The organism is Robertmurraya kyonggiensis (assembly GCF_005116465.1).
Taxonomy (GTDB): Bacteria; Bacillota; Bacilli; order Bacillales; family Cytobacillaceae; genus Robertmurraya; species Robertmurraya kyonggiensis.
Genome location: NZ_SWBM01000007.1, coordinates 17469 through 42509, shown reverse-complemented (window position 1 = coordinate 42509; position 25041 = coordinate 17469). Strand labels below are relative to the sequence as shown.

27 protein-coding genes and 1 riboswitch are annotated in these 25041 nt (G+C 38.7%); of the genes, 16 read left to right on the top strand and 11 right to left on the bottom strand.

Going from position 1 to position 25041, the window contains the following annotated elements; translation table 11 throughout:
* Positions 1-24: 24 nt before the first annotated feature.
* Both FA727_RS20430 and FA727_RS20425 read right to left on the bottom strand, forming a co-directional pair.
* A complete protein-coding gene (locus tag FA727_RS20430; RefSeq protein WP_136833348.1) occupies positions 25-1590 on the bottom strand; it encodes a Vga family ABC-F type ribosomal protection protein in 1566 nt (521 codons plus the stop codon).
* Positions 1591-1877: 287 nt separating this feature from the next.
* Positions 1878-2792: a DMT family transporter gene (locus tag FA727_RS20425; protein WP_136833347.1), complete on the bottom strand. Its 915-nt coding sequence runs from the start codon at positions 2790-2792 to the stop codon at positions 1878-1880.
* 195 nt (positions 2793-2987) lie between these two features.
* Between FA727_RS20425 and FA727_RS20420 the strand changes: the two genes are divergently transcribed.
* The 7 genes from FA727_RS20420 (at position 2988) to FA727_RS20390 (ending at position 8217) form a co-directional block, all read left to right on the top strand.
* The gene (locus FA727_RS20420) at positions 2988-3365 is read left to right on the top strand and encodes a GntR family transcriptional regulator (RefSeq protein WP_136833346.1); all 378 of its coding nucleotides are present in this window, start codon (positions 2988-2990) and stop codon (positions 3363-3365) included.
* Entirely contained in the window at positions 3362-4264 is a 903-nt protein-coding gene (locus FA727_RS20415; RefSeq protein WP_136833345.1) for an ATP-binding cassette domain-containing protein, read from the top strand. The genes FA727_RS20420 and FA727_RS20415 overlap by 4 nt, the downstream gene beginning before the upstream one ends.
* Positions 4245-4970 (top strand): hypothetical protein, encoded by a 726-nt coding sequence (locus FA727_RS20410; protein ID WP_136833344.1) that lies wholly within the window; start codon positions 4245-4247, stop codon positions 4968-4970. The genes FA727_RS20415 and FA727_RS20410 overlap by 20 nt, the downstream gene beginning before the upstream one ends.
* Entirely contained in the window at positions 4967-5632 is a 666-nt protein-coding gene (locus tag FA727_RS20405; RefSeq protein WP_136833343.1) for a hypothetical protein, read from the top strand. The genes FA727_RS20410 and FA727_RS20405 overlap by 4 nt, the downstream gene beginning before the upstream one ends.
* Positions 5633-5852: 220 nt before the next feature.
* The gene (locus tag FA727_RS20400) at positions 5853-6812 is read left to right on the top strand and encodes a mechanosensitive ion channel family protein (protein WP_438646639.1); all 960 of its coding nucleotides are present in this window, start codon (positions 5853-5855) and stop codon (positions 6810-6812) included.
* 62 nt (positions 6813-6874) lie between these two features.
* Positions 6875-7681: a dimethylarginine dimethylaminohydrolase family protein gene (locus FA727_RS20395; RefSeq protein ID WP_306461679.1), complete on the top strand. Its 807-nt coding sequence runs from the start codon at positions 6875-6877 to the stop codon at positions 7679-7681.
* 53 nt (positions 7682-7734) lie between these two features.
* Positions 7735-8217, top strand: coding sequence for a hypothetical protein (locus FA727_RS20390; RefSeq protein WP_136833341.1), 483 nt, complete (start codon positions 7735-7737; stop codon positions 8215-8217).
* A gap of 1 nt (position 8218) precedes the next feature.
* Here the strand turns inward: FA727_RS20390 and FA727_RS20385 are convergent, their stop codons facing one another.
* From FA727_RS20385 to FA727_RS25130, 3 genes are all read right to left on the bottom strand, one after another.
* Positions 8219-9238 carry a DUF1646 family protein gene (locus FA727_RS20385; RefSeq protein ID WP_136833340.1) on the bottom strand — a complete coding sequence of 340 codons (1020 nt, stop codon included), beginning with the start codon at positions 9236-9238 and terminating at the stop codon, positions 8219-8221.
* Positions 9239-9357: 119 nt separating this feature from the next.
* On the bottom strand, positions 9358-10218 hold the full coding sequence (locus FA727_RS20380) for a putative RNA methyltransferase (RefSeq protein WP_136833339.1): 861 nt from the start codon (positions 10216-10218) through the stop codon (positions 9358-9360).
* Positions 10219-10479: 261 nt separating this feature from the next.
* Positions 10480-10524, bottom strand: a complete 45-nt coding sequence (locus tag FA727_RS25130) for an erythromycin resistance leader peptide (RefSeq protein WP_136833436.1) — start codon at positions 10522-10524, stop codon at positions 10480-10482.
* Positions 10525-10637: 113 nt separating this feature from the next.
* Between FA727_RS25130 and FA727_RS20370 the strand changes: the two genes are divergently transcribed.
* The 4 genes from FA727_RS20370 to FA727_RS20355 all read left to right on the top strand — a co-directional run bounded on the left by FA727_RS20370 (position 10638) and on the right by FA727_RS20355 (position 14105).
* The gene (locus tag FA727_RS20370; protein WP_246041980.1) at positions 10638-10964 is read left to right on the top strand and encodes an ArsR/SmtB family transcription factor; all 327 of its coding nucleotides are present in this window, start codon (positions 10638-10640) and stop codon (positions 10962-10964) included.
* 39 nt (positions 10965-11003) lie between these two features.
* Complete coding sequence (locus FA727_RS20365; protein ID WP_281280934.1) at positions 11004-12284, top strand: arsenic transporter; 1281 nt, start codon at positions 11004-11006, stop codon at positions 12282-12284.
* Between the two features lie 18 nt (positions 12285-12302).
* Entirely contained in the window at positions 12303-12722 is a 420-nt protein-coding gene (gene arsC / locus FA727_RS20360; protein WP_136833336.1) for an arsenate reductase (thioredoxin), read from the top strand.
* A 1062-nt stretch (positions 12723-13784) separates the two neighbouring features.
* The gene (locus FA727_RS20355) at positions 13785-14105 is read left to right on the top strand and encodes an antibiotic biosynthesis monooxygenase (RefSeq protein ID WP_136833335.1); all 321 of its coding nucleotides are present in this window, start codon (positions 13785-13787) and stop codon (positions 14103-14105) included.
* A 65-nt stretch (positions 14106-14170) separates the two neighbouring features.
* Here the strand turns inward: FA727_RS20355 and FA727_RS20350 are convergent, their stop codons facing one another.
* The 3 genes from FA727_RS20350 to brfA all read right to left on the bottom strand — a co-directional run bounded on the left by FA727_RS20350 (position 14171) and on the right by brfA (position 16203).
* Positions 14171-14731 (bottom strand): FAD-dependent oxidoreductase, encoded by a 561-nt coding sequence (locus FA727_RS20350; RefSeq protein WP_136833334.1) that lies wholly within the window; start codon positions 14729-14731, stop codon positions 14171-14173.
* 82 nt (positions 14732-14813) lie between these two features.
* Positions 14814-15869 (bottom strand): AI-2E family transporter, encoded by a 1056-nt coding sequence (locus tag FA727_RS20345; protein ID WP_136833333.1) that lies wholly within the window; start codon positions 15867-15869, stop codon positions 14814-14816.
* A gap of 118 nt (positions 15870-15987) precedes the next feature.
* Positions 15988-16203 carry a ribosome rescue factor BrfA gene (gene brfA, locus FA727_RS20340; protein ID WP_136833332.1) on the bottom strand — a complete coding sequence of 72 codons (216 nt, stop codon included), beginning with the start codon at positions 16201-16203 and terminating at the stop codon, positions 15988-15990.
* A gap of 106 nt (positions 16204-16309) precedes the next feature.
* Here brfA and FA727_RS20335 point away from each other — a divergent pair, with 106 nt between their 5' ends.
* Entirely contained in the window at positions 16310-17161 is an 852-nt protein-coding gene (locus tag FA727_RS20335; RefSeq protein ID WP_136833331.1) for a VOC family protein, read from the top strand.
* Between the two features lie 49 nt (positions 17162-17210).
* Here the strand turns inward: FA727_RS20335 and FA727_RS20330 are convergent, their stop codons facing one another.
* The 3 genes from FA727_RS20330 to mgtE all read right to left on the bottom strand — a co-directional run bounded on the left by FA727_RS20330 (position 17211) and on the right by mgtE (position 20443).
* A complete protein-coding gene (locus FA727_RS20330) occupies positions 17211-17645 on the bottom strand; it encodes a Dps family protein (protein WP_136833330.1) in 435 nt (144 codons plus the stop codon).
* 130 nt (positions 17646-17775) lie between these two features.
* Positions 17776-18948 (bottom strand): FtsW/RodA/SpoVE family cell cycle protein, encoded by a 1173-nt coding sequence (locus FA727_RS20325; protein ID WP_136833329.1) that lies wholly within the window; start codon positions 18946-18948, stop codon positions 17776-17778.
* Positions 18949-19084: 136 nt separating this feature from the next.
* On the bottom strand, positions 19085-20443 hold the full coding sequence (gene mgtE / locus FA727_RS20320) for a magnesium transporter (protein WP_136833328.1): 1359 nt from the start codon (positions 20441-20443) through the stop codon (positions 19085-19087).
* Positions 20444-20824: 381 nt separating this feature from the next.
* Here mgtE and FA727_RS20315 point away from each other — a divergent pair, with 381 nt between their 5' ends.
* The 4 genes from FA727_RS20315 (at position 20825) to FA727_RS20300 (ending at position 24920) form a co-directional block, all read left to right on the top strand.
* Positions 20825-21601: a hypothetical protein gene (locus FA727_RS20315; RefSeq protein WP_136833327.1), complete on the top strand. Its 777-nt coding sequence runs from the start codon at positions 20825-20827 to the stop codon at positions 21599-21601.
* 21 nt (positions 21602-21622) lie between these two features.
* Positions 21623-22354 (top strand): DNA/RNA nuclease SfsA, encoded by a 732-nt coding sequence (gene sfsA, locus FA727_RS20310; RefSeq protein ID WP_136833326.1) that lies wholly within the window; start codon positions 21623-21625, stop codon positions 22352-22354.
* Between the two features lie 206 nt (positions 22355-22560).
* Positions 22561-22748, top strand: a riboswitch (cobalamin riboswitch).
* A 156-nt stretch (positions 22749-22904) separates the two neighbouring features.
* A complete protein-coding gene (locus FA727_RS20305) occupies positions 22905-23870 on the top strand; it encodes an ABC transporter substrate-binding protein (protein ID WP_136833325.1) in 966 nt (321 codons plus the stop codon).
* Positions 23871-23891: 21 nt separating this feature from the next.
* Entirely contained in the window at positions 23892-24920 is a 1029-nt protein-coding gene (locus FA727_RS20300; RefSeq protein ID WP_136833324.1) for a FecCD family ABC transporter permease, read from the top strand.
* The last annotated feature ends 121 nt before the right edge of the window (positions 24921-25041 follow it).

The window sequence follows — 25041 nt, the reverse complement described above, 5'->3', positions numbered from 1 at the left end:
AGCAGGGGGACAACCCCTGCCGTTCTAATTCAATTTTCTTTTCTCTGCAAGAAGTAACTGAAATTCTTTCTCCAATTCTGGAGTCGGATCAATACTTAGTCGACTCAGCACTTCTGTAATCTTCGTCTCTAGTAAAAGCCTATGATCTTCTCTAGAATCACGCTCGACCTGAGGCACAAAATTACGAAATTCCTCATAAGTTCCTTCAAAAACTCGCAATCGCTTATCCTCAATAACTAAAATTCGCGTCGCGATTTTACTAACAAAGCGTCGGTCATGGGAAACAAAAATAATCGTACCTGTGTATTCCTGTAAAAGTGACTCCAATGCCTCAACTGCTTCGATATCGAGAAAATTCGTAGGCTCATCAAGAATTAATGTGTTAATGTCGCTCACAAATAATTTCGCTAGAGCCACTTTAACTCGTTCACCACCGCTTAGTACAGAAACCTTTTTATACACATCATCACGGAAAAAATGCAGTCGCGCTAAAACAATGCGAATAAAAGTCTCTGTCTGTTTAGAGGTCGACTGAACGTTTTCCAAAATCGTTTTCTCCGTATCCAATAAATCAATCGTTTGACTGAAATAGCCAAATTTCATCGCAGGGGAGAGAGAAATGCCGTCAGCCTTATTAATCATTTTCTTTAAAAGCGTTGTTTTCCCGCTCCCATTTGCGCCAATAATCGCAAGTTTATCGCCTCCGCGTACCTCGAAACTAGCTGTATTCCAAAGTGACCGTCCATCGAATCCTCCGGAGACTTTCTCAATACGAAGCACAATACGCCCTCTAAATGCTTCTTCATTGGGCAAATCCATCTGAATGGCAGGTGTCTCTCTGATTTTTTCCACCTTTTCAAGCTTTTCAAGTCTAGTTTCTAGAGCTTTTGCGACGGTTTGAAGTTTCTTCTGTTTCTTTGCGAAATATGGTTTTGCCCCAGTAATGCTTGCTTCAGAAGTGCTTACATTCTTAGGCTTTTTCGTTGCCCTGGCTGCCTTCTTTTCTTTTAAAATAATCGCCTCTTCCAATTGCCGTTTCTTTTTCTCATATTTTTCATAGGCGACCTCATGCGTTTTATGTTCCAACTCTTTTTGCGCCACATAATCAGAATAATTGCCTTTGTATATGCGGATATGGCCATCGGCTAGTTCCCAAATGGTAGTGCAAAGTGCATCCAAAAAGGCACGGTCATGGGAAACAATAAGAAGTGCACCTTGCCAATGGCTCAGTTTCTTTTCAAGCCATTCAATATGGTCTGTGTCTAAGTGGGTGGTCGGTTCATCGGCTAGTAAAATTTCTGGATTTCTGTTCAAAGCCCCCGTGATATATTCTTGTGTAACCTCACCACCGCTTTTTGTCGTATCTGTACGTTTGAGCTGTGGTAAAAGTTCATACGTTCCATACGCATGAACGCGTCCGCTATCACTTGCTCTTTTTTCAGCTAAGACCTCTAATAGTGTGGTCTTCCCAGTCCCGTTTTTTCCGACGAGACCGATTCGTTCTCCTTTATGAATTTCTAATTTATCTACATCCAGCAATAATCTGTCTTTTATATAAAGCTTAAGTTCATTTGCTTCTAATAACAACATGACATCATCTCCTCTGTTTTTGGAGACAAAAAAATGCCTCCAGTTCTACATTCAGAATAGGAGGCGCTGATCATACAGCAAATAAGCTGGCGGGTGTAAAGAGCCAACAACAAAGTCCAATCCTATTCTGAAAACCAAATTGCAACACAAAATAAGCAGTCAATGCCGCTGTAAAAAATGTGTGTTCAATTTGATGTTTTCGAAAAAAATAGGATTAGAACTTCATTGTAATAGACTCACCCTTTCCGATATTTGTAATTTAACGATAAAAGATCTACGCGCAGATGTCAACTCTTCTTTAACACAGATAAAATGGCCACCGTGCTTAAAATACAAAGGGTCCCAAGCCATTCGGTCAATCCAAACGTGACACCAAGCCAAAGTACGGAGCAAATAACAGCAGCCAGCGGTTCGACGCAGGCAAGTAGACTTGTTTCGGATGCGCCAATATATTTTAAACTTTCTAAATAAAGATAAAACGGAACGATTGTGCCAAGAATAATGACAAAAATAAGCGCCAGATAGGCATAAAGAGACCAGTCTCCTTCAAATCTCCACGGTGGATGAACGAAAGTGAAGCCAATGCCACCAATGAACATGCCCCACCCAACAACAATCAATGAGCCCCAGCTAGCTAGGAGTTTTCCTGGCTGTAGCGTATAAAAGGCAAGTGCAAAAGCAGAGCTTAGTCCCCAAAAAAGAGCCCAGCCCGAAATCGAGAGACTGCTAACATTCCCTTTCGTCACAAGAAAAAATGTTCCTAACACGGCTAAAATAACTGCCGCAAACTCCTTCATCGTTGGCAGTCTCTTTGCTCGAAATGCTAAAAAGCAAGTGACCAGAATGGGGGCTATGTATTGCAAGACCGTTGCTGTTGCCGCGTTCCCATAAGAAATGGCAGCAAAATAAGTATACTGAACAGCCAGCATTCCAAAAATGCCAAAAAGGATAAGACTCAAAGAATCCTTTTTATTTTTCCAAACGGCCCATACCTTTTGTTTTTCTTTTCGATAAGCGATCCCTAATAAGAGCAACCCAGAAACGAGTAATCGTACAACGACTAACCATTCAGGACTAAAACCTTGCTGGTGGAATAAATATTGGGCTACCGTACCGGAAACACCCCATAATAGTGCAGCTAGTATAACAAAAATAAAGCCCTTTGTTCTTGAATATGAGACTGCTAAATTACCTGAGTTCATGTTTTTACCTCACAAGTTGAAAATATATAAATCTAGAATAATACATCAAAGGCGGTAAAGAAATGGGAAGTTCTATTTGTTACTAAAATAGAAAAGGAGAAAATTTACAAAACACCACTTGAAAAAGTTTCCAATATGTTATATAGTACATTACATCAGTAATGCACTAACTAACAAAGAAAGGAGGCGGCGAAAATATTAAATCAAGATGGTACGAAGCCGATATATGTACAGATTGCCGAATGGATTGAAACAGAAATATTGAATGGGAATTTTGAAAGCAACCAAAAAGTTTATTCTCAATATCAGTTGGCAGAAATGTTCACGATCAATCCAGCGACAGCAGCAAAAGGACTCAATATATTAGCGGATGAAGGCATTCTTTATAAAAAGCGAGGATTAGGAATGTTCGTAGCGGAAGATGCCAAGGAAAATATTGCGAACAAACGAAAGAGCGGTACTTTAAAGCAACTCGTGCAAGAGCTTGTTTTAGAGTCCGAGCGATTGCAAATAACGGAACAAGAGTTAATGGACATGATTAAAGCCGCACTTTATAAGGAGGGGAGAAAATGAGTGTGATCGAATGTAGGGAATTATCTAAAGCTTATTTGCGGAAAAAGGTGTTAAATCAAATTTCTTTTACGATAGAAGAGAACAAAATTACGGGAGTCATCGGTCGAAACGGTGTTGGAAAAACAACGCTTCTTAAAATAATGGCTGGATTTACTAAAGAAACGTCTGGAGAGATCAGAGTACTCGAACAGCGACCATTTAATAATCTATACACCTCTGTAAACTCTATTTTTGTGGATGACCAAATGAGTTTTCCACCAGCCCTTCAATTACAAGAGCTCTTAGAAGCAGCACAAACCTTTTATCCAAATTGGGATATGGATTTTGCTCAGCGCTTGTTTAAGTACTTCAACTTTGATCCGAAACACTACCATAACACTCTTTCGAAAGGAAGAACGAGTACATTTAATGCGATTGTGGGAATAGCAGCTAGATGTCCGATTACCATTTTTGATGAACCGACCACGGGGATGGATGAAGCAGTCAGAAAAGACTTTTACCGTGCGCTTTTGAAAGATTATATAGACCACCCAAGAACAATTTTGATTTCTAGTCATCACCTAGAGGAAATGGAGGATTTACTTGAAGACGTACTTCTTTTAAAAAACGGAAAAGTACATCTTCATATCCCAATTTCAGACCTTAAGGAATGGGCGATCGGATTACAAGGCCAGGCATCGTCTGTTTTGCCATGGACGGAAGGAAAAGAAGTCCTTTACCAGAATCAGATTGGACTAAACGCAACATATGTGGTGATTAAAAATGATTTGTCCGAAGCCGAGCTAGCACAGGCTAGACTAAATGGTGTGAAAATCACCCCTGTTCATGCCAGCGATCTATGTATCTACTTAACGAGTGACACGAAAGGAGGCATTGATGATGTCTTTATCAACCGCTAACTTAATGGAAACGGTAAAGAAGCAATATTCATTTAAGCTAAAAGCAAATATTGATGCTATTAGTTCACTTGTGGGAATACAACTTGTCGCCATCCTTTTTTCTTTAGGTGGAATTGGCGGATCTTTGTCATCATCGGAAGGTCTTCAAATTAACTTCAATTATTACTCGGCAGATGTGGTTCTTGTCTTTACAATGTTTTGGGCGCTCGTAACGGCCATCACGATTACGACAAAGCCGTATCGGAATCATGATTTCACTTTTGTTACGAATCGACTTAGTAGCAGTCTATCAAACATACTCTTTTTACTGACTGGAAGCTTGCTTGGGGCGGTTACAGCAAATCTTTCAAGATACTTGTTACAGTTAATTGCTTTTTTATTTCGTGACCAACAAGTGTATTCAGGTCCATTTGATTTTCCAGTGTTTATTCTTGGGATTGTTATGAGCGCACTCTACATTTTCTGTGTTTGCTCTATTGGATACTTAATAGGAGCTCTTGTGCAAGTGAATAAATCCTTTGTCCTGCTTGTTCCTGTTTTGATTATTGGTTCAATATTTTTGGGTGAATCCATCCTCGTGCAATTGTTTCAGTTTTATGTGATGGAGCCGAATTTCGTATTCTTTTTGATAAAAATACTCATCACGACAGCCCTGTTTTTTCTTGCTTCCATCAGTATTCTAAATCGAATGGAGGTAAGGCGATGACAACATTGCTTGTTTCCGTTATTCCAATAGTCATCATGATTGCAGTCCTTATTTTATCTCTAAAATTCAGGTTGAAAATGAATGTAAAAATAACGCACTGGTTACTTATTGTCTATGTAGGTGTACTCCTCCTCTCTTTATGTATTAGCTTTTTTATGAAGAGTGAAGAACCGGCAGAGATGGTCGAGGAAAAGCAGAAAACGGATTTATATGAGGCAATTTATAGTGGCGAGATTAGTAAAATCGACACGCCTTACTTGTTAGATAAAAATAGTTTTGACTACTCGGGAGAGAGCTTGTCCATTACTTCCGCCAATGCAGAAGTGGGTACTACTATTTTTATTGAAAGAAAATCCGTAGATGACAATATGATTGAAGCACATATCTATGGGAGTTTCTCGCATATGAACGGGATGGACTTTTCTGAGAAAATTGTCCCGCCGAGAGTGAAAATTAGTGAACAATACATGTCGATCATCTATCCTGGAAGTCAGGTAATCAAGTTAGCTCTCATGAAAAATGTCTTTGCCGTTAATCAAATTACCGGGGATAAAATGGTTAATGGGGTCACGATTGATGGGCCCATCGTGTATCTTCGAATCCCACAAAGTTTAGAAGTAAAGGCAGGTTCAGAACTTTCATTGCAAGAAGTAGGGAAATAATGAAGTTCGAATGAAAACATCCCAATTCTTTAAGCATATCCTTTTTAGGATAAGCTAATAAATGTATAAGTTGGCTAGGAAAGTTGGTCTGTTTATGAATTGGGAAGTGTTTTTACAACTTGAGTTTCTCAAAAATCTTGGGATATCACTGGGGATCATTCTGATTTTCCTTATATTTAGAAAAATTTTCTCGAAGTATGTGTTTGCCCTATTGCTGAAGATGAGCAAAAAAGCACCGACTTCATTTTTATCGAATGTGTTTCTTTCTTATGAAAAACCGATCCAATTGCTTTTTTTCATCATTGGAATCTATATTGCGGCTGATTATTTTCCTTATTTTAATGAACAGGGGAAGCTCTTTCAAAACCTTATACGAGCATCCATTGTTTTTGTAATCAGCTGGGGATTATATAATCTATCATCGACTTCATCTTTACTGCTGACAAAATTAAATCATAAATTTAATTTTGAGATTGATGAGATTCTTATCCCGTTCCTATCCAAAGCGTTACGGGTATTAGTTGTAGTTATTAGTGTAAGTGTTATTGCTCAGGTATTTGGCTATGAAATAAGTGGATTAGTTGCTGGATTAGGGATAGGAGGATTAGCTATCTCTCTTGCAGCCAAAGATGCCATTGCTAATCTATTTGGTGGCATAGTTATTATTACGGAGAAACCTTTTTCGATTGGGGACTGGATTTTGACGCCGAGTGTAGAAGGAACAGTTGAGGATATTACATTTCGTAGCACAAGAATTCGCACATTCGCCCAAGCGGTCGTTACGGTTCCAAATGCGACGCTGGCAAATGAATCGATTACCAATTGGAGCTGGATGGGAAAAAGGCAAATCACTTTTCAACTACGAGTGGCGCATGATACGCCTAAGGGGCAATTGAAAAATGTGGTCCAGAAAATTGAGGAGGTCTTGCGGAATCACCCAGAGATTCATCAGGAAACGATTCATGTTCGCTTCGATCAGTTCACCGATAATGGATTCGGCGTTTTCCTCTACTTTTTCACGAAAACAACAGTATGGGCTGAATTTCTAAAAGTAAAAGAAGAAATCAATTTTGCAATTCTCGATATTCTTGAACAAGAAAATGTGAAAATGGCGATTCCAAGTAGAGTTCTTTATTTCGATAAAAATTTTAGCGAAGTTTCACACGAAGGTTTAAGCTAAACTCATAACTCCTTTTTTGTTAGGTTAAATTAGTATCACTAACAGAAAAAGGAGTTTTTCTTTTGCGATCAGTCCAATGCTTTAATGAATATGATCCGTTAAAAACAGTCCTTGTTTGTGAGCCTTGTCATTTGATGAAGGAGGAATCCCTTCAAGTAAGTATTGATACAGCGATCAAACAGCATCACCATTTGGTATCGACTCTAAAAGATTATGGAGTAGAGGTTCTTGAGATTTCTGCTGTTCCTCAATTTCCGGAGCAAGTGTTTACGCGTGATATTGGTTTTGTACTTGGAAGGGAAGTACTTGTATCGAAAGTGTCGAATTACCGAAGACAAGGAGAAGAGGACGAATTTAAATCTTGGCTTCAAAAAGAAGGGATTCCGTTTTTTCCAGTTATGGAAGGAACTGTGGAAGGCGGGGATGTCCTAATTGATGGAGACACGGTCTATGTAGGGTTAAGTAATCGTACGAATCGAGAGGCAGCACAAGCCATTCAAAAATTGCTTCCTCACATGGACGTTATGGAGGTTCCCTTTACCGATCACTTTCTTCATCTCGACTGTGTATTTAATATTCTTTCTCCGACAGAAGCGATCATTTATTCAGAGGAAATTCACGGTGAAAGGGTTCAAGCCTTGAAAAAAAGATACGATTTTATTGAAGTCACGAAGGAAGAGCAAGCTTGTTTGGCAACGAATGTATTATCCATTGGTGATAAAAGAGTGATTAGTATTCCGAACAACAAATCGCTGAATCTTGAGTTGGGTAGCCGTGGTTATGAGGTCATTGAAGTCGATTTGACCGAGATTTTGAAATTTGGCGGATCCTTTCGTTGCTGTACACTTCCGCTTTTTCGTTCTAACTAATATTTTGTTGACGTAAGGGTAATCTAAAAACAAAAAAGTCGAGGTTGTATATCTTGATCGGACTACTCTTTGCATTAATCATCTTTAATGTAGTTGCTTTACGGAAAAATCAATTAACACCGAATCAAACGCTACATATTTGGATGTTTACAATCGCCTTTCAAGCTCTTTTTGATATCGTCATTGAATTTAAGTTTCATGGTTATTGGTACTTCTCAAAGGATATTGATTGGAAGGGAATGGTGGCGCATATTTTTTTGCTACCACCAGTAAACATCTTGTTTCTAAGCTTTTTCCCTTTTCAGAAAGAGAAAGTAAAGCAAATTTTCTATATTCTCGTTTGGACAATCGCTATTTTGATCTATGAAGCCATCTCACTTCTACCAGCACCATGGGGATATTTTCATACCGGCTGGTGGAAGCTGTATCATTCGGCTATGATCGACCCGTTTTTATTTTTAAGCCTACTTGGATATTTTAAATGGGTGATCCGAATGGAGAACAAGTCTATCTCAGGAAAGATACCTGGCACTTGACTTAAAAGAACTTGTCTCCGTACATGGCAAAAAAATAAATGATCATGGTAATCAGTCCGAAAGGTACACCGAACTTTGCCCATTCAGAGCTTGTGATGTTCAGCTTCCCAGAAGAAATAATATTTGGGATGTTCCCTGGAACAAGCATACCACCACTAATGATGAGCCCCAGTAAAATGGCTTTAATTGTTTCGTTCGTCATGGATGGGCTGATTTCTGCAGCGGCTAATGTCGCGTTATCTAATACAGCAGAAATCATATTGATCCAATAGAGAAGATTTGCGTCTAATCCAAGAATATAAGCATTGATAAGCGGTTCAAATCCTGCGCCTAATAGTGTAAGTCCCATGACAAATAAATAGATTTTTCCAGTGCGAAGGATGATTTCTGAATAAGGCTCTCTTTCGTTTACCAATGATAATTTTGTTCTTTTAAAGCGAGGTTGGACAAATAGCGCTGCGACAATTCCCATCATTAAAATGCCAAGAGTGACTTCACGCCCGATTAGATTAAAAAGAAAAAAGGTATCCTCGTTTAGTTTGCTTGTGATAATGGTCGACAGTGGCTCACCGATGGGAGTCAAAGCTGCCCCTAAGCCGATTGAAAAACAAGCAAGAATGACGAGCTTGACTTCTGAGGCCCTTTCTAGTCGCAGAACGGAAACAATAATGACGAGAACGAGTGCAGCGATAATGGCTGTGATGATGCTTGAGAGTAGACCAAGGATGATGACTACGAGTGCGAAAAATACTGGATAAGGCACAGCTTCACTTATCCGTCGGATCAATTTTTCCAGTGGAACCTTTAACCATTTAAAGAGAACACCTGCAACTAAGACAGCCAACGTGATTTTGATCGGATCCTTGAGAGCCTTCATGATTAAGTTGTAATCCAGCATCCCTCCTACATAGGCAGCGCAAATCCCCATGATAAAAAGAAATACTTCAAGATGTCGTTCGACGATTTTTACGGAAAAAGGTAGAAATAAAACTAAGAGTAAAATAAAGATTAATCCAGTCATGTTGGTTTACCTCGCTATTCTTTATCATTGCTAGTCCTAAGAAAATGCATATGCTCGTCCGTGTGAAATATGCTAGACAATCAAAAAGAGCAGAGACATTATTCTCTGCTCTTAACTGATCAATTTTTTCCGATTAAAATATCAAAATCTATGGTAATTTCGGTAGACTCCTGGTTTAGAAATGTATTTATTCTAGATTCCTTAGCTGACCAAGCAAGTGGAGTCATTTGAATCAAATTTCTCATTTCATAAGCTGTCAGCTTTGTTGTATAGCTCAAACGCTGAATATCTAGGAGTTGAAAATGCTTTGCAAACAATGTCACCGTTGCATCATTTTTATATCTTTCTTTTTCTGTACGTTCAAAAAGTAACTCTCGTAGCTCACGTAAATAATTTGAACGAGGTACCACTTTAATAAGGAGGCCACCTGGGAACAAAATTCGCTTGAACTCCTTGTAATTGGATGGTGATAAGACGTTGAGAATGGTATGAAACTTGCTATCCTCAATGGGTAGATTTGCTAAGTCGCCAACAATCCACAGGGGGTGCCTATATCGTTTTGCTGCCATTTGAATGCCTTCCTTTGAAATATCAAGACCGACACCGATAAATACTTGTTTCTCCATTATTTTCAGTAAGTGCGAGCCTTCCCCGCAGCCTGCATCTAAAACCAAATACTGATGGATAGAGCTGTTCATATTCTCCCTGATGATCTTCGCAAGGATATCATGCAAGGGTTGATATAACTGACTATCAGAAATAATCTGATGCCTTGATTCAAATAATGTTTTATTATAGTGACTGTTAGAGCCATTGCTTAATAAGTTCACATAGCCATTTTTTGAAAAATCGAAGGTATGATTTTTTGAACAGACAAGACTTTGTTGACCTACGATCGCCATTGTATTTTTACATAAGGGGCATCTGAAAGCCTCCACGTACTTTTGAAATTGATTTACTCTTTGTTCCTTTTTGTTCATGAGGTCTCTTCCTTTCGCAATAAAAAAATCACAGGGATCTGCCTGTGATTTCAGAGTAAAGGGAAGGAGCCCTACTTTATTTAGGAAAGACACTACGCCAAATAAACCTTCGTTTTTGTAGAAGGTAAAAGAATGCATAAATAAAGAAAGGCAGATCGAGCCGCCTTTCCACAAATGTCATATGAGCAATTGACTATTAAAAAAGGACAGACTGATCCCATTTACTCTGTCTTCACAAACAGAGCCTTTGAACGTATGAAATTACTGGTTCAAAGCTGGGAATCGAAGTCTCATGTAATGTGTCATTTTTTAATATTCCTCCTTTAAATTTCATGATTATTATAGAATCTCCATGGAAAAAAGTAAAGGATTGCGTATATAAGCATATTGTTATATATTGATACATGGAGGTGATTCGGATGGGTCAAAGTATAGAGATAGAACAGGCAGCGGGCTTATTGAAGTTGTTAGGTGATAAGACGCGATTAACCATGCTACGGATATTAATTGAGCAGGATTGCTGTTGTGTATGCGAATTTGTTGAAATGTTTGAGGCAAGCCAACCGGCCATCAGTCAGCATTTACGTAAATTAAGAGATGCTGGCCTTGTGAAAGAAAATCGTAGAGGGCAATGGATGTTCTATTCATTTAATCAACAGTACGAGTACGCAGATTATGTTCACCTTCTTTTGAAAGAACTGCCAAGTCAGGCAGAGAAACTAGGAAAAAGAATTTCTTGTGATTAACAATGTATGGAGGTATATGTTTTGTCTTTAGCAATCGTGATGGCTATTATCATTTTTCTTGTAACACTGACCCTTGTTATTTGGCAGCCGAAAGGCTTAGGAATTGGCTGGACGGCATGTGGGGGAGCTATTTTAGCATTATTATTTTCAGTTGTTTCCTTTGAAGATGTTATTGATGTAACAGGTATCGTATGGAATGCAACGTTAGCGTTTATTGCCATTATTATTATTTCTCTTATCTTAGATGAAATCGGATTTTTTGAATGGTCCGCGTTACATATGGCTCGTGCGGCAGGTGGCAACGGGGTGAAAATGTTTATTTTCGTTACCTTGCTTGGTGCTGGAGTGGCTGCGCTCTTTGCCAATGATGGAGCGGCGCTTATTTTAACACCGATTGTATTAGCGATGGTACGTAATTTACAGTTCAACGAAAAAATGGTCTTTCCATTCATCATGGCGAGTGGTTTTATTGCCGATACAACGTCCTTGCCTCTTGTCGTAAGTAATCTTGTTAATATTGTATCGGCTGACTTTTTTGGAGTGGGGTTTGCTGAATATGCATCACGCATGGTTATTCCAAACTTTTTCTCCTTAGGAGCAAGTATACTTGTCTTATTTTTATATTTTCGAAAAAGCATTCCCAAAAAGTATGATCTCGACAATTTGAAAAAACCTGAAGAAGCGATTAAGGATTTAAGAATGTTCCGTTTATCTTGGTTCGTCTTGGCGATCTTATTGATTGGCTATTTCATTAGTGAATTCGTAGGGATTCCAGTTTCATTTATTGCTGGTATCATTGCCATTTTCTTTTTAATGATGGCGAAGAGTAGTCCTGCAGTTCACACGAAAATGGTGATAAAAGGTGCCCCTTGGAGTATTGTTTTCTTTTCGATAGGGATGTATGTGGTTGTGTACGGTCTACGAAATGTGGGATTAACGAGCCTTCTGGCTGATTTGATTCAACAGGCAGCTGATCAGGGACTTTTTGTAGCTACAATGGCAATGGGCTTTATTGCAGCGATTCTTTCATCCGTCATGAACAATATGCCAACGGTAATGGTGGATGCGTTGGCAATCGCAGAGACCAATACGTCAGGTGCTATTCGTGAAGCACTTATTTATGCCAATGTAATTGGTTCTGATTTAGGGCCAAAAATTACACCGATTGGTTCACTAGCGACGTTGCTATGGTTGCATGTATTATCCCTAAAGGGGGTAAAGATATCATGGGGTACCTATTTTAAGACAGGTATTATCTTAACAATCCCAACGCTATTTATTACACTTTTAGGCTTATATTTATGGTTAGTCATTATTTAAAAGGAGCGAGTTTACATCATGGATAAAAAAACAATCTATTTCTTATGCACAGGGAATTCTTGCCGCAGCCAAATGGCTGAAGGGTGGGGGAAAGAATATTTAAGTGAAGAATGGGACGTGAAAAGTGCGGGTCTAGAGGCTCATGGATTAAATCCCAATGCTGTAAAAGCGATGAAGGAAGCTGGAATAGATATATCTAACCAAACTTCTGATGTGATTGATCCGGAGATTTTAAACAACGCTGACTTGGTTGTTACATTATGTGGACATGCAGCTGATCATTGTCCTGTAACTCCACCACATATAAAACGCGTGCATTGGGGATTTGACGATCCAGCAAAGGCAGAAGGAACGGATGAAGAGAAATGGGCGTTCTTTACCCGAGTAAGAGATGAAATTGGTGAGCGAATTAAGCGATTTTCGGAAAAAGGAGAATAAGATTTTGGAGAGGGTGTCCTTAGGGGCACTCTTTTTCGTTCGGAACGCATTCAGAATCCTTATTCGGAACCACTTTATTTTAGGAAAGCAAAAATCTTACCCTCAATCAAACGATTGATCAAAAACGCCACGTCATATATAGGCTGGTGAGTTCAAGTTGAAAGTTAATTTTTTGGATTATTTTTGTGAGATAAGGACTAGGTCGAAAAGATTGTTTCAACCCTCATAGTATCGTGAGAAAGCAAAAAGGGATCTGTCAATCAAACGATTGATCAAAAACACCACGCCGCATATGAGCTCGTGCGTACGAGTTGAAAGTTAATTTATTAAGTTGTTTTTGTGAGATAGGAACAGGCGTAAAATTGAGCAAAAATAGCGATTTTTGCTGTCTCCTTATCGTGAAAAAGCAAAAATGGACCTGTCAATCAAACGATTGATCAAAAACGCCACGCCGTATATGGGCTGGTGAGTTCAAGTCGAAAGTTAATTTTTAGAGTTGTTTTTGTGAGATAGGAAAAATGCCTGATTTGAATGGGAAATATCATTACAGACATCACATTATCGTAAGAAAGTAAAAAGAAACCTGTCAATCAAACGATTGATCAAAAATGCCACGCCGCATATGGGCTGGTGTGTTCAAGTCCAAAGTTAATTTTTCGAGTTGTTTTTGCAAAATAGACTTTAGGTCGTTTTACATAGGGAAATAGGTTCAAACACGAGTTTTCCTCGTAAATGGGGGAGACAAGATTAGTGGGGGTTCCGAATTTGTTAATCAGAAGCTGTGATCACAATTTAGTCTGTGTTGTGGAAACCTTGTTATTTTAAAAAAGCAAAAGAGTATCTCCCAATCAAACGATTGTTCAAAAATGCCACGTCACGTAAGGGCTGGCACTCTCAACCTGAAAGTTATATTTTTGGATTATTTTTGTGAGATAGATTATCGGACCTAAATTCAGCGACTAGATCAGAGGAATACGAGATTAAAATTTGTAATTGAAAATGATTATCATTTATAATGAGTTTAGCTGAAGAAAACTTCTTATACGGGATAGGAGTGGAAATATGTTCGTTCAAATGAGAAAGACGGTTGTTACAGAGGGAAGTTCTGAGAAGGTAGTGGCGCGGTTTAGTGGTGAAGGGATTATTGAGAAGCAGCCTGGATTTGTTGATTTAACAGTGATGGTTAAGCAAGTGCGTAAAGGCGATGAAGAAGTGGTTGTACTTATTCGCTGGGAATCGGAAGAGGATTGGAAAAATTGGGAGAAGAGTCCGGAGCATATTGCAGGCCATAAAGCTAAACTTGGGCAACCAAAGCCTGATTACATTGTCAATGTAGAAGGAAGCAAATATGAAGTGAAGACAGTAAAAACAGCCGTGAAATAATCAATCTAGTAAACTTTAAATAACAAAAGGAGAGGTTGCCTTGAGCCTCTCCTTTTTGAATTGAATTATTTTATTATATCGTGGTCAACATAACGCTCGCCGTTTAATTCACTCACGATGTTAATCGCAACCTTAGCGCCATCTCCAGCAGTGATAATGGTATGCATGCTCACGCCTGCGCAAGTACCTGCAGCCCAAATGCCTTCTACATTTGTTTTTCCAGCTTGGTCAACGTCAAAGATTGTTTTAATACGAGGTTCCGTACCAGGCTTTGTGTTCACTCCGGATTTTTCTCCAAGGTCAACACCCATTCCTGTCGCAAGGATGACATGCTTTGCTTCGTATTCGCCACTTTCAGTCACAACCACTAAGTGATCTTCAGTTTTGATAATCGCAGTTGCGTCTGCTTGAACGATTTCAGCACCAAACTTTTTCGCTTGATTTTTACCTGTCTCAACTAGATCAGGACCAGAAATAGCAGGTGCGCCGTAATGGTTATCTAACCATGCACGCTTTGTCACGCTTTTGTCGTTATCTAAAATTAACGTTTTCTTCCCAGCCTTGGATGTAAAAATACCTGCACTTGCTCCAGCTGGACCAGCTCCAATAATAACTACATCATACATATGTAACGGCCTCCTTTTTTGTGAGATACACAATTATATTAACAAAATCTTCCGAGAATATCTCACAATTAGTCCTGAGGCATTAGTCTATTGGTTTATCCGTAGTTGCTGTGTCGATTAGTTCGTCTTTATTCTCTTGACCAACGCTTTTTACGCCTAAAATATCAAGGATGAAAACAAATACTGGAATCCCCACAATAAGTCCCCATACACCAAAGTAGTGCTCGCCGAAAATAAGGACGATAAATGTATAGAATACAGGTAAGTGAGTTTTAGAAGACATCAATTTTGGATTCAAAATGTAAGCCTCAATCGCATGGATAATCATGATTACGATTAAGATGTAGACCACATACATGTATCCGCCGATTGTATAAGCAATTGTACATAATGGAACTAGAGAAATCATGACACCAGCAACAGGGATGAGTCCAAGTGCGAATACCATGATCGATAACCCTAAGATTTGCGGGAAGTCCATGATCCATAAGGCGATCGTCGTAATCGCGCAGTTCACGATGGCAATCACAAATTGTGCTTCGATTACTTTTCCGAATGTGAGGACAAATTTTCTAGCGAAAAATTCAATCTCCTTATAAAATGGAGCAACCTTGCTATATTTAAATTTAGTAGTAAATTCAATGAGTTTTTGTTTTTCTAACAAGAAGAATAAACTCAAAATAAGCGAAATAAACACTTGAACACCAATTGCGCTTATATCCGTAAAGGATTTCAGGATGAAATTCACACCTTGTTCAAGATAGTTATTAATGCCGTTCTTTTCAATGATCTCTACAATGTAATTAAATAGAACATTATCCCGAGGCTGAAGATAGAAAGCCTGGAGCTGCTTAAATAATTGCGTAATTTCAATTGTTATGACTGGGAGGTACTTTACAAGCCCGTAGGTTAATAACCCAATGATGGTTAAGTATGAAAACAGAACCGTAAATTTTCGATTGATGTTCGTTTTTTTTGTGACCAGTTCTACAAGCCGGTCCATCAGAAATGAAAAAATAAATGTTAACAGGATTACATTTAGCATGCTTCTTACAGCAAATAATGCAATCATGATAATTGCGAAAATTATAAATCTTTTTAAGCCATTCTTGTTTAAGAAGTTATTTATATTTTCCATCGTTGTCGATGTTTCCTCCAGTACAAATGAGATTTTCTGTCTAACTTTATTTTAGCATATATACAAGGGTGGTTGTGGTCAAAAAAGTAGTCTCATGTGAGCATTTTGAAAACTTCTCTTATGCAGATAGAGGAGAGAACAAATAAAAAGAACCATCATATCCGCGATCGAATGAATGGTTCTTGTGTTTGTATTGATACATATAATCTTTTTTCGTTTTTGTTTTCCTTGTTGTCATATCCATTGCGGCAAAGGGGCTACGGTTGCATTCAGGATTTCGTCTACCTTCACGTGCTAATTTTTCACGGTGTTTTCTTGCTCGAGACTTAGCCAAAACAAATCACTCCTTGTATTTAGGTTATATTTAGTATACTTAATTAAAATGATTTTTGGAACAGAATATAATAAAGAATGGAAACAGGAAAAGGGGGGACTTATACATGACTTTTCATAACGAGCCAAATGTATATGTCAATCAAGTGCAGCTAAAGGTAACTGAATTGGAGCGTTCATTAACTTTTTACAAAGAAATTATTGGACTGAAGGTTTTGTCTCAGACGGAAGAATCGGCGATTCTAACAGCAGATGGAAAAACGCCGTTGGTGACCATTATTGAACCAGACAATGTCACACCTAAAGAGCCACGTCGCACGGGTTTGTATCATTTTGCTTTACTTCTTCCAAGTCGAGCAGATTTGGCAGCTTGTTTAAAGCATCTTGTTGAAAGTGGTTATCCTCTTCAAGGGGCTTCCGATCATCTCGTGAGTGAGGCGATTTATTTAGGAGACCCTGACGGAAACGGGATTGAAATTTATGCTGATCGTCCGGCTGAAAAATGGGAATGGATGAATGATTCAATCGAGATGGGTACAGTTGCTTTGGATGTAGAAGATTTATTCTCGCAGTGGAATGGCGAAAAGTGGCAAGGGTTGCCTGCAGGAACAATCATGGGGCATATTCATCTGCATGTTGCTAATTTGCATGAGGCTGAACAATTTTACTGTGAAGGTCTCGGTTTTGAAATTGTGACTCGGTATGGCGGGCAGGCTCTCTTTATTTCAACCGGCCGATATCATCATCATATTGGGTTAAATACGTGGAATGGGTTAGGAGCTCCAGCACCATCTGAAAAAAGTGCAGGGTTAGAGCATTATACATTGGTGTTCCCAAGTGATGATGAAAGACAGAAAGCAGTGGAACGGCTAGAAAAATTGAATATTTCTGTAGAGGTTGTGAAAAAAGGTTTGCATGTTAAGGACCCGTCAGGAACACAAATTATATTAGCTGTGTAAAAAAAGAGTCAGTGATTTAGTTCACTGACTCTTTTTACCATTTACGTTATTATTCACCTAGATAAGCAGTTAACATCCATACATGGGTGTCAATTTTCTCGATTAAGCCAGTAGCTAAATCGTTTGTAATCACGTCATCTTGCTCTTCTGCTAATTTTGCAAGTTCAACAAGTTGTTCTTTAATTGCTTTGTAATCAGAAACTAGAGCAGCAACCATTTCGCTTGCCTTTGTTTCGTTATTTGTTTCTGCTAGAGTAGCAGTTTCTAAGTATTCTTTCATTGTAGCAACTGGTTGTCCACCGATTGCAAGTAGGCGCTCAGCAATTTCGTCAACAGTCTCGGCTGCTTCATTATATAATTCTTCAAATTTTTCATGAAGGGTGAAGAAAAGTGGTCCTTTTACATACCAGTGAAAACGATGTAGTTTCGTGTATAGAATACTCCAGTTAGAAATTTGTACGTTTAATGCAGTTTGTAGATTCATTTAAATTCCTCCTCAAACAATTTATATATTTATTATAACAAATATTAAATTAAAATCAATACTTATTTAAAATAAATATTAATTAATAATAATTATAAATAAAAACCCTTAAGTGAAAACTTAAGGGTTTTTATGCGTTTGAACTGAACATATAAGTTTTATGATGATATCGAATACTAAAGATGAGTCCCATTGCGAACATATTTCCCATCATAGCACTTCCTCCATAACTGATAAAAGGAAGAGGAATCCCTGTAATCGGCAATAACTGAATTGTCATCCCGATGTTTTGAAAAACATGGAAGGTAATCATGCTAATGATACCGACACAAATATAAGTATTAAACGGATCGGTTGTATCAAGGGCGGTTTTTGTTAAATGATAGATTAAAATAAAAAACATACCAATGACCATACTTGCGCCAATAAATCCGTATTCCTCACCGATAACGCTAAAGACAAAGTCGGTATGGTTATCAGGGATATAAACAACTCTTTCACCAAAGCCCTTTCCAGTAATGAGTCCAGAACCAATCGCTTGGAGCGACTTATAAAGCTGATAGCCGATCCCGCTTTGAAAGCTCTCCGGATCAAGCCAGGAATAAATGCGGTTTAGCTTGTACTCATCAATATTAAAGAACCTTTTCAATAGTTCTGGTACTTTTATGACCACATAAAGAATCGCAGCTGCAAAGGATGCTCCTATGAGAAAAATCGGCGTGATAATTTTCCAAGAGATGCCGGATACAAGAATCATGCCGACTAAAATAGCGATAATAACTAATCCTGTTCCCATGTCTTCCGGTGCTATTAAACCGAGAGGGACGATCGTTGCTAGTCCTAGCTTCATTAATAAGTAAAAATCTGTCTTTAATGTTTTATAATCAATTTTTTCATGATGATCTGCAATTAATTTGCTGAGGGTCAGAATTAAAAAAATCTTCATAAATTCAGAAGGCTGTACTGAGCCAAGTCCTGGGATAACGAACCAGGCTTTTGCCCCTTTGGTTTCCGGTGCGATGGATTCTGGTGCAAAAATAAGGAAAACCAAAAGAAAGATCCCAAATCCATATAAATACCAACTTAATTTTCGATATTGCTCATTATCAAAGAGCATGACAACTGCAACAATTACAACCCCGATCGCATAATTTAGAGCTTGTCGTATAAAATAATTCGTGTCTCCATATTGTCCAGTTGTTTGAGCGCTATAGATCGTAGCGCAGCTAGTTAGAAAGAACACAAATAGTATAAAGCATAATGTCCAGTCGAACTTTTCGGCAACCCTAGTCTTTTTCTCCATCCTGCAACACCTAGTCTCCTATAATCTTCCTCTATCTTAACAAATTACCAATTAAAATAGCCACATGTATTAAGACGTAATATAGAATTAGATAGTTTCAAAAGAAAAACCCACGAAGGGGCTCTATCGTGAGTTTCTACAGTAAATATTCGATAAACATCGTAGCAATCCCAAAATAGGTTACGAGCGAAAAAATGTCGTTTAGGGTTGTGATTAGTGGACCAGATGCGATGGCAGGGTCAATATTTAAACGATATAAGATCAGTGGAATGACTGTACCTGCTAACGTTCCGATAATTAAAGTTAATAACAACGAGCTACCAACGACAAGTCCAAGGATAAAGTTTCCTTGCCAAACGAGAGCAATGACGGAAATGAGTACGCCACAAGTGACACCTATAATGACTCCAACAAAGAGCTCTCTGAAAATTAGCTTCGTGATGACTCTTTTATCAATATCATTGGAAGCAAGACCGCGAACGACAACTGCGAGTGATTGAGTTCCAGTGTTACCAGTCATCCCAGAGATCATCGGCATAAAGAATGCGAGGGCAACGACTTGTTTTAATGTAGTCGAATAGGTATCAATAATACTACCTGAAATCAACCCGATAAAAAGGAGTAAAACCAACCATGGTAGTCGACGATAAGCAGCAACAAAGGACTTAGTATCGAAGTCGATCGATTTACCGGAAGCAGAAAGTTTTTCGATATCCTCGTTAGCCTCACGAATGACGACGTCGATGATATCATCGACCGTGATAATTCCGATTAGAACATGTTCCGCATTCACAACAGGAATCGCGAGGAAGTCATACCGTTCAATTAATCTTGCTACTTCTTCTTGGTCCGTGTCTTCTAATACAGAGATAACCCGTTCGTACATAATATCTCGTATTTTCTCTTGTGTATCGGCAATTAATAAATCCCGATAAGATACTACCCCCACAAGACGTCTATGTTGGTCGACAACATATAAGTAGTTAATCGTCTCTGCTAGTTCAGCAAATGATTTTAACTTATCAACGGCTTCTCTAACCGTGTAGTAATCGCGGATCCACACGAAACGGTTGGTCATCAAACGTCCTGCAGTTTCTGCAGGATAGTTCATGATGTCCTGAACAATTTTTGCCTCTCCCTTTTTCATTCCTGATAGTAAGGAAGCTATTTTTTCAGGAGATAAATCCTCAAGCAAGGAGGCAAGGTCATCGTTGTCCATCATGTCTAAGACTTTCCCTGATTTTTCAATTCCGAGCCGGTTCAACACATCAATTTGCTCTTCACTGTCTAACTCTTGAATTAAATCTGCAAGAGCGTCTATATTAAGGAAAAATAAAAAGCGTGTTCGGTGTTTTTCCGGCAAGTCCGCATAAATTTGGGCAATATCGTATGGTTGTAGCTCATCGATGATCGCTTCAAATTCTTTTCGCTTATTTTCTTTTAACGCTTTGATGACATAAAGGGTGATTTGATCTTCTGTCATGTTATGAATCATGCGCTCACGCTCCTTTACCGGAAAAATAATAATTGAAATTTCTTCACGTGATTATTATAAGTAAAGAAAGGCAGAATTGATATGAATAAATAAGAAACGGCAATATTTTTAACTTGTTAATATATTTCTAATTTTAAAAATGTTGCTCTAGGAACTCGATTTTAGTGGGCAATCAATTGTGTTTGTAATACCAACAATGGCTTGTCTTAATATAGTCTCGATGGTGTTTATTAAAATCTCTTGACAAAAAAGTTCAGACTAAGATTTTACGATAAAAATTTGTTAGAATATCATATAAAAAGATGATAAAAAAGATGACATTGTGACTGAAGGTTTGTTACGTCTTCATAAGTCTTATCAAAAGGGTCGGAGGTTATTCTCTTGAAAAAAAACAATAGCAATCAGCGTGACCTTGTATACGTACACTTAAACGAAACCAAACAATATGTTCTTTCTTATGGGATTGAATACGCGGAATTTGCCGGGTCACTCTCAGACCTCATGAACAATGTACTTCTACTGAAGCATCATTTTGATGATGGCGACTTTAATATGCACACATTACTAGAAATCGTTCCAAATGAACGATTGAACAATCTAGCAAAGGATGATGTGTATGGTTACGGTGATTTTTGCTGGATTGATTTTGAAGAAGAAGAGGGGTTAAACGAGCTTACTGGTCAGGAACTAGCAGAGCTGCTCTATTTAGGTCATATGAAAGACCATTTAAAGCCACCGTTTTACCACCGTTTACGAAATCGCTTCGTCTATTTGGCTCATGATGATGGCTGGTGGAACAAAGTGTATTATCGAAACATCCGAGACTTCTACCGCATGCTCGGTGATGTTTTAGCGGGGAAGATGAAGGAAGCGGGATTAGAGAAAAACCTTTTAGGCTTGAAAAAGAAGCGTGAATTTCCATCGATAAGTATGGAACTTTTACTTAATATGAAACAGATGATGAAGGAAGGTATTCTTATCTCCTTCCACGATACGGTACAAACTCGGACAAGCATTGAGATTCCAATCTGGGTTCTCGGTGATTTTGATAATATGGACGACATGTATGAAGAATATGAGAACGTGGCAAGAGGGAAGTATGACGCGAAGCTTCTTTTTGATAAAAAAACGAGAGAGTGGAAGATGTATTCCAACTAACTTGAGGAGGCTCATTAAAGAATGACCACAGAATTACGGATGGCATTCCCACGTCAGTTAACGGAAGCTATTTTTCTTGAAAGACCAAATCGCTTTATCATTCATTGTCGACTGCTTGATTCAGATGAAGTTGTCATAGCGCACTTACCTGATCCTGGTAGACTGATTGAACTTTTGATTCCTGGCAGAAGGGTCTGGTTGATGGATAACGATAATCCAAACCGCAATACAAAATGGACGGCTGTCCTTTGTGAGAATCCTGACCAGACTTGTCTTGTTTCAATTAATACGACTTATCCGAATATGCTTGTGGAAAAAGGGTTGAAGGCTGGATTTTTCGAAGAATTCAATGACTGGAAGTACAAGAAATCCGAATACAAGCATGGAAATTCTCGTTGGGATTTTTTATTAGAAAAAGAGGACGGAAATCAACTGCTGCTTGAGGTTAAAAGTGTAACATTGGCGGATGGTGAAAAAGGTATGTTTCCCGATGCAGTCACTGCACGAGGAACAAAGCATGTAAAGGAACTAACAGAGCTCGCAAGAAATTCTGACTTTGAAACGGCGATACTTTTTGTTGCCCAGCGAGAGGATGTCCAATACATAACAACGGCTTCTCATATCGATCCTGCTTTTGACCAAGCGTTAAGAGAGGCTGAAGCTGCGGGAGTAAGGCTTTTTGCTCGAAGATGCCAAATGACTGTCGAAGAAATTCGAGTAGTAGATTCCATCTCAGTCGACCTAGCTAAGTAAAATTTATTGCTTTTTTTGCCAGATCATGGTGTATAATTATCGGTAACGGAAAATTTCATATGGAATTTATAGATTTAGGTGTCTTTATGAGAAAAGTATATTTTTGAAGTTAGATGACTGTCTAGCTTCAGCGCCTAGCCCCTCGAGGTCATAAGCCAAACTGTCCAGAAGGTTAAAGAACAACCTTCTTGCCAGCTCGTCTTATGCTTGTCGGAGCTAAACAAGGCGCTTCCGCTTTTCTATCAAGACTTAAAAGGGAAGTTGGTGTAATTCCAACGCGGTCCCGCCACTGTAAATGGGAGCATGCTGCAAAATGTCACTGTACGAAAGTATGGGAAGGCGCAGGATTGCTATGACCATGAGCCAGGAGACCTGCCTATTTCAGCTACACCAACAAACCTACGAGGATAGGGAGGTGTTTGGAAGACCTTTTTACATATTGATCATTCCAACATCTCCATTTCTTCAAGTGGAGATGTTTTTTATTGGGCTTTTTTGAAAAAAAAAAGCCATAGCTCCGCTTCATTCATAACATTTGGAGGAGAAACAGATGAAGAAATGGTACTCATTTTTATTACTGCTACTTATGTCAGTAGGAATTCTAGCAGGTTGTGGAGAGGAACAAGCACCTGAAAAAACAAATCAAGCAGGTGAACAGGTTGAACAGAAAGAGGAGCAGTCATTTCCAGTAACCATTACAGATGCAAGCGATAACGAAGTGGTTATTGAAGAAAAACCGGAAAAGATCGTTTCGCTGATCCCAAGTAACACGGAAATCGCTTTTGCTCTAGGCCTTGGTGACGAAATTGTCGGAGTATCCGATCATGATAATTATCCTGAAGAAGTAAATGAAAAAGAAAAAATCGGTGGCATGGAGATGAATGTGGAGAAGATTATTTCTCTCGCTCCAGATTTAGTGCTTGCTCATGCTTCTAGTGCGCATAATTCTTCAGAAGGGCTACAACAATTAAAAGACTCTGGCATTGCTGTAGTCGTTGTCAATGATGCAGCTAGCTTTAACGACGTTTACAGTTCGATCGAAATGATTGGTAAAGCAACAGGCGAAGCAGAGAATGCAGAAAAAATTATCGCTGATATGAAAACAAAGATAGCTGAAATCGAAGAGAAAACAGCTGAGATTACAGAACCAAAATCTGTAATTGTCGAGGTTAGTCCGGCACCAGATCTTTACGTAGTCGGAAAAAATACTTTTATGGATGAAATGCTGACGCTTATTCATGCGAAAAATGGTGTAGGGGATCAAGAGGGTTGGTTGAATCTTGACCAGGAATCCTATATTGAACGAAATCCGGAAGTAATTATCACGACTTATGGATACTATACAGAGGGAGCTGTCGATTCTGTGTTAGCAAGAGAAGGCTGGCAGGATGTTTCAGCAGTGAAAAATAAACAAGTCATTGATGTTCACTCTGATCTGGTTACTCGATCTGGTCCTAGACTTGCTGAGGGGCTAGAGGAACTGGCAAAGGCCGTCTATCCTGAATTATTCAAGTAAAATTGGTTTGGAGAGAAACCTATGAAGAATAAAGCTTTTGCTTATGTGATCTCGGCAGTGTTTTTAGTTGTTGCGATGTTGTTGGGTATTTCAATCGGGACGGTTCATGTTCCAATCTTCAATATCCTTCAAATTATCGGGGCTGAAATTTTCCGTTTTATGTCTATCGACCAAATCGATCCGATGCAAACGAATATTGTTTTAAACATTCGTTTGCCTAGGGTTCTTTTGGCAGGACTAGTTGGAGCGGCACTCGCGATTGCGGGTGCGGCTTTCCAAGGTCTTTTGCGAAATCCATTAGCTGACCCTTACACATTAGGGGTATCGTCTGGTGCTTCGGTCGGAGCGGTCATGACGTTGTTTTTCCAGCTTTCAATCCCATTTGTGGGCGCTTTTACTTTACCATTATTAAGTATTTTATCTGCTTTTTTAACTATTTTTCTCGTTTTAGGATTTGCGCGTAAAATTGATAAAGGAATGAAAGTTGAAACGATTATTTTAACTGGAATTATATTTAGTTCATTCTTAGGAGCGTTTATATCCCTTGTCATTGCTTTAACGGGAGAGGAATTAAGACAGATTATTGGTTGGCTTCTTGGTAGTGTTTCGATGCGTGGATGGACCTATATTAATATCATTCTGCCATTCTTTTTGATTGGCTCCATCATTATTTTGGCTAATAGCAAAGAGCTGAATGCAATGTCTTTCGGCGAGGAACGTGCTCAGCACTTAGGGGTTAATGTCCAGAGAAGAAAAATGGTGATTCTAATTGCCGGGTCCATTTTAACAGGAGCGGCTGTTGCAGTCTCAGGTACAATTGGCTTTGTCGGTTTAGTGATTCCTCATTTAACAAGACTTCTATGGGGACCAGACCATCGACATTTACTCCCATTGTCGATCCTAACAGGAAGTGGATTTTTAATATTGGCGGACTTAGTGTCGCGAACAATAATTTCTCCAATTGAGCTTCCGATCGGTGTTATTACTGCATTAATTGGTGCACCAGCATTCGGCCTCATATTGATGAAGGGTCGCTCTCGTAAAGTTTAATGTTAAAATCTTAAACCCGATTTTAACGTAGTAAAAGTTAGTTTGTGCTAATTGTCAAGTTTTTGCAAGCTCTTTTCTCATTGATTGAATAGTTCATCCCGTTGAAATAACTTGTAGTGCA